The organism is Christensenella intestinihominis (assembly GCF_001678845.1).
In the GTDB taxonomy this organism is placed as follows: domain Bacteria; phylum Bacillota; class Clostridia; order Christensenellales; family Christensenellaceae; genus Christensenella; species Christensenella intestinihominis.
On the sequence record NZ_MAIQ01000006.1, the window covers coordinates 167,625 to 179,696 of the forward strand.

At 52.4% G+C, this 12,072-nt stretch carries 12 protein-coding genes; 10 read left to right on the forward strand and 2 right to left on the reverse strand.

What is annotated here, in order from left to right; translation table 11 throughout:
• Window positions 1-78 precede the first annotated feature (78 nt).
• Genes BBD38_RS09680 through BBD38_RS09710 form a run of 7 tightly spaced genes read left to right on the forward strand, consistent with a single transcriptional unit; the run spans window position 79 to window position 7,270 of the window.
• Complete coding sequence (locus BBD38_RS09680) at window positions 79-1,197, forward strand: class II glutamine amidotransferase (RefSeq protein ID WP_066687630.1); 1,119 nt, start codon at window positions 79-81, stop codon at window positions 1,195-1,197.
• 1 nt (window position 1,198) lies between these two features.
• Entirely contained in the window at window positions 1,199-2,704 is a 1,506-nt protein-coding gene (locus BBD38_RS09685; protein WP_066687482.1) for a glutamate synthase-related protein, read from the forward strand.
• Between the two features lie 2 nt (window positions 2,705-2,706).
• Entirely contained in the window at window positions 2,707-3,135 is a 429-nt protein-coding gene (locus BBD38_RS09690; RefSeq protein WP_066687631.1) for a 4Fe-4S dicluster domain-containing protein, read from the forward strand.
• 2 nt (window positions 3,136-3,137) lie between these two features.
• Entirely contained in the window at window positions 3,138-4,370 is a 1,233-nt protein-coding gene (locus tag BBD38_RS09695; protein WP_066687483.1) for an NAD(P)/FAD-dependent oxidoreductase, read from the forward strand.
• Window positions 4,367-5,080, forward strand: coding sequence for a GltB/FmdC/FwdC-like GXGXG domain-containing protein (locus BBD38_RS09700; protein WP_066687495.1), 714 nt, complete (start codon window positions 4,367-4,369; stop codon window positions 5,078-5,080). The genes BBD38_RS09695 and BBD38_RS09700 overlap by 4 nt, the downstream gene beginning before the upstream one ends.
• 11 nt (window positions 5,081-5,091) lie before the next feature.
• Window positions 5,092-5,661 carry an ANTAR domain-containing response regulator gene (locus BBD38_RS09705; protein WP_066687501.1) on the forward strand — a complete coding sequence of 190 codons (570 nt, stop codon included), beginning with the start codon at window positions 5,092-5,094 and terminating at the stop codon, window positions 5,659-5,661.
• A 10-nt stretch (window positions 5,662-5,671) separates the two neighbouring features.
• On the forward strand, window positions 5,672-7,270 hold the full coding sequence (locus BBD38_RS09710) for a CTP synthase (RefSeq protein WP_066687504.1): 1,599 nt from the start codon (window positions 5,672-5,674) through the stop codon (window positions 7,268-7,270).
• A gap of 105 nt (window positions 7,271-7,375) precedes the next feature.
• On the opposite strand, the gene BBD38_RS09715 is transcribed toward BBD38_RS09710, so the two are convergent.
• Both BBD38_RS09715 and BBD38_RS09725 read right to left on the reverse strand, forming a co-directional pair.
• Window positions 7,376-8,815, reverse strand: a complete 1,440-nt coding sequence (locus BBD38_RS09715; RefSeq protein WP_066687507.1) for a 4Fe-4S dicluster domain-containing protein — start codon at window positions 8,813-8,815, stop codon at window positions 7,376-7,378.
• Between the two features lie 279 nt (window positions 8,816-9,094).
• Entirely contained in the window at window positions 9,095-9,574 is a 480-nt protein-coding gene (locus BBD38_RS09725; RefSeq protein ID WP_066687525.1) for a DUF6530 family protein, read from the reverse strand.
• Window positions 9,575-9,770: 196 nt separating this feature from the next.
• Here BBD38_RS09725 and BBD38_RS14695 point away from each other — a divergent pair, with 196 nt between their 5' ends.
• From BBD38_RS14695 to BBD38_RS09740, 3 genes are read left to right on the forward strand one after another with little or no spacing between them, the layout of a single operon-like run.
• On the forward strand, window positions 9,771-10,424 hold the full coding sequence (locus tag BBD38_RS14695) for an ABC transporter permease (protein ID WP_066687527.1): 654 nt from the start codon (window positions 9,771-9,773) through the stop codon (window positions 10,422-10,424).
• Window positions 10,421-11,320, forward strand: coding sequence for a glycine betaine ABC transporter substrate-binding protein (locus BBD38_RS14700; protein ID WP_066687529.1), 900 nt, complete (start codon window positions 10,421-10,423; stop codon window positions 11,318-11,320). The genes BBD38_RS14695 and BBD38_RS14700 overlap by 4 nt, the downstream gene beginning before the upstream one ends.
• Window positions 11,317-12,051 (forward strand): ATP-binding cassette domain-containing protein, encoded by a 735-nt coding sequence (locus BBD38_RS09740; protein ID WP_066687532.1) that lies wholly within the window; start codon window positions 11,317-11,319, stop codon window positions 12,049-12,051. The genes BBD38_RS14700 and BBD38_RS09740 overlap by 4 nt, the downstream gene beginning before the upstream one ends.
• The last annotated feature ends 21 nt before the right edge of the window (window positions 12,052-12,072 follow it).

Below are 12,072 nucleotides of genomic sequence, written 5' to 3' on the forward strand. Positions count from 1 at the left end.
TTTCTATTGACAGGTTCATCCTGAGGGCGTATCATAACGGATGTAAAAAAAGTACAAGGAAAAAAGGTGGAAAAAGTGATGCAACCAAGAGAAGGCCAGGTAAGAATCCCGTCGGGATGCGCGATTTCCGGAATGTTTTCCAAAGAGGGAAAAAGGACGGACGGAAGCTCCATTATAAAATCAATCGCCACGATGCACGACCGCTCAAACGGATTGGGCGGCGGCTTTGCGGGATACGGGATTTATCCCGAATATAAGGATTATTATGCATTCCATATCTTTTACGATCATAAAGCGGCAAAGCTTGCGTGCGAGGAATTCCTGGAAGAACATTTTGATATTATCAATCTTTCCAAAATTCCGACCCGCAAGCATCCGCGCATTACGGACGAGCCGCTTATCTGGAGGTATTTTGTAACGCCGCTGCACACGAAGCTTAAGGAAAGCCAGCTCGATGAGAAGGAATTCGTTGTGCGCAGCGTTATCAAGGTCAATACGAAGATCGAGGGCGCGTACGTATTTTCCAGCGGAAAGGATATGGGCGTCTTTAAGGCGGTGGGCTATCCGGAGGATGTCGGTGAATTTTACCGGCTCGAGGAATACAGCGGATACTGCTGGACGGCGCACGGACGTTACCCGACCAATACGCCCGGCTGGTGGGGCGGGGCGCATCCGTTTGCCATGCTGGATACCTCTATTGTACATAATGGTGAAATATCTTCCTATGACGCCAACCGCCGCTATATTGAAATGTTCGGATATAAATGTACGCTTCTTACGGATACGGAAGTTATTACCTATATGATCGATTACCTGGGAAGGCGGCAGGGACTCAGCTACCGCGAAATCGCAAACGTGATCGCGGCCCCGTTCTGGAGCACGATCGAGGGGATGCCGCCTGAAAAACGCGCGAAATTCACATATTTGCGCAACGCTTTTTCCAGCATGCTCATCACCGGGCCGTTCTCAATCCTGCTGGGCTTTGAGGGCGGAATGATGGCCTTAAACGACCGCCTGAAGCTGCGTTCCATGGTTGCAGCCGAGAAAGACGATATGGTTTATGTGGCCAGCGAGGAATGCGCAATCCGCGTGATTTGCCCGGAGGTGGATAAAATCTGGGCGCCGCGGGGCGGGGAACCGGTGATCGTAACGCTGAATGAACATGGACAGGACGAAAGCTCAAAGGAGAGTGCGTAAGATGGCAATCAACTTTTTATATCCCGACCACGAGGTGGTGCGCAATCCGCAGCGCTGCATTGCGTGCCGCGTGTGCGAAAGGCAATGCGCCAACGAGGTACACAGCTATGACGAGGAGCTGAACCTCATGAAGGCTGACGACACCAAATGTGTAAACTGTCACCGTTGTGTGTCGCTCTGCCCGACGATGGCGTTAAAAATTGTAAAAACAGACCATACCTTTAAAGAAAATGCAAACTGGACGGGGGAAACGATCAAAGAACTCTACCGCCAGGCGGGGACGGGCGGCGTGCTGTTATCCTCGATGGGAAATCCGAAACCATATCCTGTCTATTGGGACAGGCTGCTGATTAACGCGTCGCAGGTGACGAATCCGTCAATCGATCCGCTGCGCGAGCCGATGGAAACCCGCGCCTACCTTGGGAAGAAGCCGGAGAGAATTGAACGGGACCAAAACGGCGAAATTGTAAACAACCTGACCCCGCAGCTGGAACTGAACGTGCCGATTATGTTTTCAGCCATGTCGTACGGCTCGATCAGCTATAATGCGCACGAAAGCCTGGCGCGTGCGGCGCGGGAGCTGGGGACGCTCTACAATACGGGCGAGGGCGGACTGCACGAGGATTTTTATGAATACAGCGCCAATACGATCGTACAGGTGGCTTCCGGCCGCTTTGGCGTATATAAGGATTACCTCAACGCCGGAGCGGCCGTCGAGATCAAAATGGGACAGGGCGCGAAACCCGGAATCGGGGGGCATTTGCCCGGACAAAAAATTGTGGGCGACGTCTCGCGCACGCGCATGATTCCGGAAGGGAGCGATGCGATTTCGCCGGCCCCGCACCATGATATTTATTCCATTGAGGATTTACGGCAGCTTGTCTATTCCTTAAAAGAGGCGACGGATTACAAAAAGCCCGTGATCGTAAAGATCGCGGCGGTGCACAACGTGGCGGCCATTGCCTCGGGCGTTGCGCGCAGCGGCGCGGATATTATTGCAATCGACGGATTCCGGGGCGGTACGGGCGCGGCGCCGACGCGTATCCGCGACAATGTCGGCATCCCGATTGAACTTGCGCTTGCCAGCGTGGACCAGCGCCTGCGCGACGAAGGGATTCGCAACAATGTATCCATCGTCGTGGGCGGCAGTATCCGCAGCAGCGCGGATGTGGTGAAGGCAATCGCGCTCGGCGCGGACGCCGTCTATATTGCGACGGGCGCGCTCCTTGCGCTTGGATGCCACCTGTGCCGCAGCTGCCAGACGGGTAAATGCAACTGGGGAATCGCTACGCAGGAACCGGAGCTCGTGAAGCGGCTGAACCCGGACGTGGGCAGCGAACGGCTGGTAAACCTCGTTCATGCATGGGAACACGAGATCAAGGAAATAATGGGCGGCATGGGAATCAATTCCATCGAGGCCCTGAAGGGAAACAGGCTGATGCTGCGCGGAATCGGGCTCAATGAAAAGGAACTCGAAATACTGGGCGTAAAATATGCGGGTGAATGAAGATGAGACGAATTTATGTAAATGAAAAATGGTGCCTTGGGTGCCATCTGTGCGAATATAACTGCGCGTTCTCGAATTCTGCGGAAACGGACATGGTAAAAGCGCTGAAGGATGTGCATATCAATCCGCGTATCCGCATCGAGGAGGAGGGAAATATCCATTTTGCGGTTTCCTGCCGCCACTGCGAGGAGCCGCTTTGTGTAAAGGGATGCATCATGGGCGCGCTTTCCATAGAGGATGGCGTCATTATGATCGACCAGGACAAGTGCGTCGGATGCTGCACCTGTATCCTGATGTGCCCGTATGGGGCGATTATGCCCTCTGATACGGGAGTGATGCAAAAATGTGAGCTGTGTGTTAAAAACGCGGGCGGAACACCGGCCTGCGTGGAGAGCTGCCCCAACCGGGCCATTGTATTTGAGGAGAGATAGCCATGAAATATGTAATCATCGGAAATTCAGCGGCTGCAATCGGGTGTATCGAGGGAATCAGGCAACAGGATAAAAACGGGGAAATCACAGTGATTGCGGGGGAACCGCATCACACCTATTCACGCCCGGCAATCTCTTACCTGTTGTGCGGAAAGACGACGGAAGAACGTATGAAATACCGTCCGGATGATTTTTACCAAAAAATGAACTGCACGGTTATGCTTGGCAGGAATGTGACAAGAATCGAGCCGGAGGAAAAATGGCTGTTCCTCGAAGACGGGACGGCTGTTGAATATGACAAATTGCTGATTGCAACGGGTTCGCGTCCTTTTGTTCCGGGAATCGAAGGCCTTGAAGGCGTAAAGGAGCAGTATACGTTTATGTCCCTCGACGACGCCATGGCGCTCGATGAGGCGCTCGGGTCAGGCGGCCGGGTGCTGATTATGGGAGCCGGACTTATCGGCCTTAAGTGTGCGGAAGGAATTGCGCGCAAAGCCGGGAGCATTGACGTTGTCGATCTTGCAGACAGAATCCTTCCCAGCATTTTGGATGCGGAAGCGGCCCGGCCTGTCCAAGAGCATATCGAAAAGCAGGGGATTCAATTCCATCTGGGCGACGGCGTACAGAAATTCAAGGGAAATACGGCCGTGCTTTCCAGCGGGAAGGAGATTGGCTTTGACATCCTGGTTGTTGCCGTGGGCGTACGGCCAAATGTGGAGCTTGCCCGGGAAGCGGGGATCGAAGTGCGCAAGGGAATTGTGACGGACGAACGGTGCGGGACGTCCCTGCCGGATATCTACGCCGCCGGGGACTGCACGGAAAGCTATGATATTACAACTGGCGAGCATAAACCGCTTGCGCTTCTTCCCAATGCGTATATGCAGGGGGAGTGCGCGGGGTTCAATATGGCGGGGAGCAGCAAAACGTACGACAGGGCGATTCCCATGAATGCCATTGGATTTTTCGATTTACATATGATTACCGCCGGAAGCTATGATGGGGAATGTTTTATCCGGAAAAACGGCGGCGATTACAAAATGCTTGTTTCAAAAGACGGGGTTTTAAAAGGATTCATCCTGATCGGTGATGTTGCGCGCGCGGGCATTTATACCTCGCTTATCCGGGAACAAACGCCGCTTGAAACGGTTGATTACGAATTGATTAAAGAAAAGCCGCAATTGATGGCATTTTCGAGGACGGAACGGGCTAAAAAGCTGGGAGGTGCGGCAGTATGAACATCGATGCGGCAGGCATGCATTTCAAGGATTTGAACGAACAAATTAAGGCGGCGGGGAAAGAGGTTGTGATCGACCGCTGCATGGGCCAGCGATATATTGGAAGCGGCCTTACGGGAAAGGATATTGTGATTCACGGGACGCCGGGAAACGCGCTCGGGGCTTACCTTGACGGCAGCACCATTACCGTCCACGGCAACGCACAGGATGCGACGGGCGACACTATGAACGACGGGGCAATTTACATTACGGGTTCATCGGGTGACGCAACGGGATATGCGATGCGCGGCGGGAAAATATTCGTGAACGGAGACGTTGGATACCGCGCGGGCATCCATATGAAGGAATACAAGGAAAAAAGCCCGGTGCTGGTGATCGGCGGCGCGGCAGGGAGCTTTCTCGGCGAATACCAGGCCGGAGGCACGATTATTGTGCTTGGCCTAGAACGGGAACGGCCGGTAGGAAAATTTTGCGGCGTGGGAATGCATGGCGGACGGATATACCTGCGGTGCCAGGCGCCGCCCGACGATCTTTCCAAACGAATCATTGTGGAAAAAGCGGCAAATGAGGATATGGAAATAATCGAAACATATGTAAAAGAATTTTGCGGGATATTCGGATGCGATGAAAAAGCGGTGTTGGACAGCAGCTTTTACGTGCTGCGCCCGGATTCCAAAAATCCTTACCGGCAGCTTTATACACAGAATTAGGGGGAAAACTTATGAGCCGGATATTGCTTGCATCCGGAGCTTTAAAGGGACGCGATTTTTTTGCGCACCTGGTAAAGGAATACGGCGACCACGAGGTGCTCTTTGCCCCGAACGGCAGGGATGCGCGGAGTGTGCTCGGCAAAATGGATATCGACCTCCTGATTATCCACGCGCCGCTCCCGGACGAATTTGGCGAGGAACTCGTTGAGCATGCTTCGCGTAACAGCTATTGCGGGATCATCGTGGTTGCGAAAAGCGATACGGACCAGAGGAGTATCCTCCGGGTGGAAGCGGCAGGCGGGCTCGTCGTGCTGACGCCGCTGTCCAAATCGTTTTTCCGGCAGACCTTCCATCTTGCCTGCGCGACGCGGAACCGGATGCTTGGCGTCCGGAACGAAAATAGAAAACTGTCGCGCAAGCTGGAAGATATGGGGCTTGTCGACCGGGCAAAATGCGTATTAATACAGGTGCTCGGAATGACGGAGCCGCAGGCGCACCGTTATATTGAAAAGCAGGCGATGGACATGCGCGTTTCCAAACGGCTGATCGCCGAAGAACTGCTCAAGACATATGAGGTATAGGGAGGATAAGATGACAAAGTACATTTTTGTAACAGGCGGCGTGGTTTCGGGACTCGGCAAGGGAATTACGGCTGCATCCCTGGGACGGCTTTTGAAGGCGCGCGGACTTAAAATTGCGGCCCAAAAGCTCGATCCGTATATTAATGTGGACCCGGGCACCATGAGTCCCTTCCAACACGGGGAAGTTTTTGTGACGAACGACGGCGCGGAGACGGACCTTGACCTCGGGCATTATGAACGTTTCATCGACGAGGACCTCAACAAATTTTCCAACCTGACGACGGGAAAGGTTTATTGGAACGTGCTTACCAAGGAACGGAAAGGGGAGTACCTTGGGGAAACGGTGCAGGTGATTCCGCACGTGACGAACGAAATCAAGAATTTCATTTATACCGTGGGGAAAAAGACGAGCGCGGATGTTGTGATTACGGAAATCGGGGGAACGACGGGCGATATTGAAAGCCAGCCGTTTTTGGAGGCGATCCGCCAGGTATCGCATGAGGTTGGCAGGGACAACTGCCTGTTTCTTCATGTGACGCTTGTGCCCTATATCAAAAGCTCGGGCGAGCACAAATCGAAGCCCACGCAGCATTCGGTCAAGGAGCTGCAATCCTTTGGAATCATGCCCGATATTATCGTAATGCGCAGCGACGAAGCCGTGGGCGAAAGCATTAAGCAAAAAATTGCACTTTTCTGCAATGTCAAGCCGGACTGCGTCATTGAAAACAGGACCCTTCCGATTCTTTACCAGGCGCCTATCATGCTGGAGCAAAACGGGCTCGCGGATATCGTGTGCCGGGAACTGCATATCGATTGCGGGGAACCGGACCTTGCGGAATGGAAGCAGATGATTGCCCGCATCAAAAAAGCGAAAAAGCCGGTCAGGATCGCACTGGTGGGAAAATATGTGCAATTGCATGACGCATATCTTTCCGTGGCGGAAGCGCTTGCGCACGCCGGATATGAAAACGAAGCCCATGTGGAAATCGAATGGGTGGATTCCGAGGAAATCACCGAATCGACGGTCGCGGAAAAACTCGGCGGCTGCGATGGAATACTGATTCCCGGCGGGTTTGGAAACCGGGGAATCGAGGGGAAAATTGCGGCGGTGAAGTATGCGCGGGAACAAAACGTGCCGTTCCTCGGCATTTGTCTCGGCATGCAGGTTGCGGTCATTGAATATGCGCGCAGCGCGCTTGGATACAAGACGGCGAATTCACGCGAATTTGACGAGAACAACATTTATTCGGTGATCGACCTGATGCCCGACCAGGTGGATGTGGAGAAAAAAGGGGGCACGATGCGCCTTGGCGCTTATCCGTGCCGCATTGTTCCGGATTCCATTATGCAACGGGCCTATGGCGAGGAAGAGATTGCCGAACGGCACAGGCACAGGTATGAATTCAACAATGATTTCCGGCAGCAAATGCAGGAAGCAGGGCTGAAGCTGACGGGTTTATCGCCGGATGGACGGCTTGTGGAAGCGGTGGAAATACCGGAGAACGACTTTTTTATCGGCGTTCAGTTCCATCCGGAATTTAAGAGCCGGCCCAATAAAGCCCACCCGCTGTTCCGCGAATTTGTGGCGGCGGCGCTTGCGCGCCAATAAAAAGCAATTGATTGTTTCAATATAAAAAGACCGGCCGCAGCCGGTCTTTTTTATGATCGGGAAATTGGCGCGGCACAGCCGCGTGCCGTTCAGCGATTGGCAAAGCTATTCCTTTATCATTCCCAAAATGCCGATGGATTCTTTGATTGTGGTTTCTTTGGCCTCGTTCCCGTAGGCGTCTACCTGTTTTTTATCCTTCGGACCGTGCGTGATGCAGGCCGCGCCGCCGATACAGCCGTCCTGGCAGGCCATGCCTTCGATGAAGTTTTCTTTCAGGATGCCGCGGGAGGCCTTCAAAAGGGCAACCTTGCATTCCTCGATGCCGTTGCAAACGGCGGGATTGCAGGTGAAATCATCGTATCCATGCTCTTTCAATGCCTGTGCAACCGCGGCGGAAACACCGCCGCTGCGCGCAAAAATGCGGCCATAGTAGGACGCGTTATCCAATGGCTCCTCCGGCATTTCGTTGAGGTCGATCCCGCGGCTGTCAAGCAGCGCAAGCAGCTCTTCAAAGGTGATGACGCAATCAATGATGCCCTCCACCTCGGGAAGCTTATATTCCATCTTCTTTGCGATACAGGGTCCGATAAAAATAATTTTCGCGTGGGGGTCCATCTTTTTTAAATAAGTGGAAATTTCCTCCATAGGCGAAACGTTATGCGAAATATGCTGCGCAAGGTCGGGATACGCGGTTTTGATGTAGCGTACAAAAGCAGGGCAGCAGGAACTGGTAAGGAACTTCTTTTCGTATAACTCCCGGGCCTCCTTATATGCGGTCATATCCGCGCCGAGCGCCGCCTCTACCACGTTAAAAAAGCCGAGACGCTTAATGCCGGCGACCGTTTGTTCCACCTTGATTCCGCTGAACTGGCTGGAAATGGCGGGAGCAACCACCGCATATACCTTATATTTCGTATTGTTTTCCGATTCCTTGAGGATATTAATCGCTTCCAGGATAAAAGACCGGTCGGAAATTGCACCAAACGGACACTGGTAGACACAAGCGCCGCAGGAAATGCATTTTTCATCATGGATATCCGCTTTTTTGTCCTCCGTCATAGTGATGGCGCCGACTTTGCAGGCATTTTCACAGGGACGGACCATCTTGGTAATGGCGCTGTAAGGACATGCGGAGACGCAACGGCCGCATTCAATGCATTTATCGGGATTGATATGCGCCTTGAGGTCAATAATTTCGATGGCATCCTTGGGGCACACGTTTTTGCAGCGGTGCGCGATACAGCCACGGCAGGCCTCTGAAACGCGGATACCGTCGACGGGGCATTCGTCGCATGCGATATTCAGCACTTCGACAACGCCGGGACTATCCGGATCGCCGCCCAGGGCAAGCTTGACGCGCTCGTTGATAATGGCGCGCTCTTTGTAAATACAGCACCGCATCGTAGGCTTCGGGCCGGGCATGATTTTTTCGGCAACCTGGAGAAGCCCGCCGTCGAGATTTCCCTCCCATGCGAGTGTCGCCACTTCCTTTAAAACCTTGTATTTAATTTCCTGTACGCTTGTATCGAAAGCTCTGTAATCCAAGTGATTTTCTCCTTATTACTCATTGTTTCCCTTCTTACTATAAAGGTTTCAAAATCTGCTGTCAATGCGTGCGGGGACAAGTTAATCCGGGATTTTTGCAGACGCGGGAAAAAACGGTTTTCGCGACAAAAGTAATACGGTCGGCTATCGGAAATTCACAGCTCTTTTCCTTATATGGAATCCTAATGAGACATCGCATTTCCATATCCGGCGGGAGAAAATTTTTAAAAATAAAAACCGCATGATTCATGCGGTTTTGGCGGTTCATCATACCCGCGGTCAGTAGCCCATATCCTTCAGAAGGCGGGACAACACGGAAAGGCGTTCGCCGAGAAGCTCGCTGTCGTCGGAAAGCGCCTGTGAAAAAAGCTGGATATCTTGGTCGATTTTTTCGTTGTCGGTGCAAACCTCCATGGTCATCGCGTCGCCCTGGATTCCCACACGGTCGAACTGCGGTTTTTCCGGGTCGTAAAGCTTGGGATAGCGGTAAGCGTCGCGGAAGTACTTCAGGGTATCGCATACGAATATCGCAAGGTCGAGCACGCGGTGGAGGGGAAGCTCTTCCGACTGGCGGGACCATTTTTGCCCGGTGTACCGCCAGATTTTTGCGGAAATATCGACCTTGCCGCGGTCATTCCACTGGGCAAGCCCGGCGGAGAGGCCCTGTACATCCGTTTCATAGGCGTATTTTCCGTCAATTTTAGAATAATCCTTTGCCACAACGACAGGCTTGTGTTTCAGGTTCGTTGGTATTTTCATAATAAGTCTCCTTTAGAAATTTTCCAGTAAATTAATAATTTAGTAAATTACTAGAATAAGTATACCTAAATATCACTTTCCTGTCAATAATGGTATATATAATTTTAATCTTTTGGCCACTTTACCAAAATAAAATGGTACAATAAGATAAGTTTGGTTTATTAAAAAACTATATTTTGCTTAGGGAGAAGAATGAATGATCGCAGAGGTCTTTAACTTATACGTAACGCGATGGGATTTTTTTGCCCAGCTTATCCTCCAGCATCTCCAGCTTTCTTTTATTGCGATTGGCCTTGCGGCACTGATCGGAATTTTTTTTGGAATCGTAATCTCGCAGCATGCGAAGCTTGCGTTTCCGGTTCTTGGCGTGACCAATTTTATCTATACGATTCCATCGATCGCAATGCTGGGCTTCCTTGTCCCGGCGACGGGAATTGGAGATATGACGGCAGTGATCGCCCTTACGGTGTATGGCCTTCTGCCAATGGTACGCAATACGCATACCGGCATCAAGGGGATATCCCCGGCCATTATCGAGGCCGGGAAGGGAATGGGTTCCACGAAATCCCAGCTGCTGTATAAGATCAAGCTGCCGCTGGCAATGCCTGTCATCCTTGCCGGTGCGCGCAACATGATCGTTATGACGATTGCCCTGTGCGGTATTGCGTCCTTTGTCGGCGCGGGAGGGCTTGGCGTGGCAATTTACCGTGGAATTACGACGAACAATATGGCGATGACGGTTGCGGGCAGCCTGCTGATTGCGGCGCTCGCACTGATTGCGGATTTGGTTGCCGGAATTTTTGAGAAAAAGCTTTATCGGAAAATCAATGGGAAAGGAACGGCAAAATGAAGAGAAGAAAATTAACGGCGCTGCTTCTGGCGGTGCTCCTGTGCGGCGTTTTTTTAATCGGAGGCTGCGCGGGAAAGGGCAGCGATACCATACGGATCGCGACCAAGCCGATGACGGAGCAGTTTATTTTAAGCGAGATGCTTGCGGCCCTGATTGAGCAGGATACGGACCTTAATGTGGAAATCACCAAGGGAATTGCGGGCGGCACGGGAAATATCCATCCGGCGATGGTAAAAGGCGATTTTGACCTATACCCGGAATATACGGGGACGGCGTGGACGGACGTGCTGAAAAACACGACGGAGGAAACGCCCGACGAAATGTACAAGAAATTGCAGGAGCAGTATAAGGACCAGTTCAATATGGAATGGGTGGGGCTTTACGGATTCAATAACACCTATACGCTGGCTGTAAAAAAAGAGTTCGCGGAAGAGAACAATGTTGAAACCTTTTCCGACCTCGCGCCCTATACCCCCGACCTTAAATTTGGGGCGGAATACGATTTCTATGAACGCGAGGATGGGTATGATCCGCTCTGTGAAGCATACGGATATCATTTCGGCGATACGTCCGACCTTGATATCGGCCTGAAATACCAGGCGATCAGCGCGGACGAGGTGAATGTAATCAATGCCTTTACGACCGATGGGATGCTTGGCGCGTACGGGCTGAAAACACTTAAGGATGACAAAAATTTCTTTACCTCTTATTACTGCGGGACGATTGTACGGGAAGAGGTTCTTGAAGCGCATCCGGAGCTGCGGGACGTGCTGATGAAGATGGAAGGCATCCTGACTGACGAGGAAATGGCGGAGCTCAATTACCGTGTGGAAAACGACAAGGAAGATGAAAAGACGGTTGCCGTTGATTTCCTGACGCAAAAGGGACTGTTATGAACCAGGATACGGTAATTGCCTTTGACAAGGTGCAAAAGATTTATGAAGGAAAATATGCCTTGAAGGATTTCAGCTTCGAGATCAGGAAAGGCGCCTTCCTGACGGTGGTCGGCGGATCGGGCGGCGGCAAGACGACGATGCTCAAAATGATTAACGGCCTGCTGATGCCGGACAGCGGAAGGGTGACGGTGAACGGTATGGATACCGCGCACACCGACCTGATAGCGCTTCGGCGGGGAATCGGTTATGTGATCCAGGGAGGGGCGCTGTTTCCCCACCTTAATGTGCGGGAAAACATCGAATATGTGCCGCGTTTGGAAAAGAACAGGCTGTCGGAGGAGCGGATACGCGAACTGATGGGCATGGTAGCGCTTCCGATGGATATGCTTGCGCGAAACGTCAGCGAGCTTTCGGGAGGCCAGCAGCAGCGCGTCGGAATTGCGCGCGCGCTTGCCGCGCAGCCGGAGATTATCCTGATGGACGAGCCGTTCGGCGCGCTCGACGGCATCACAAGGAAGCAGCTCCAGGACGAAATCCTTGAAATTCACAGGCAAACAGGGGTGACCATCGTGTTTGTGACGCACGACCTGCGCGAAGCGGTGCGCCTTGGAACGTGGATTTTAATCATGAATGAAGGGGAAATTGTGCAGCAGGGAACCCCGCAGGACGTACGGGACAACCCGAACGGGGATTATGCGGAGCGCCTGCTGGAGCAGCTTGACTGCAACTGATTTTTTGCTTGCATACCGGCT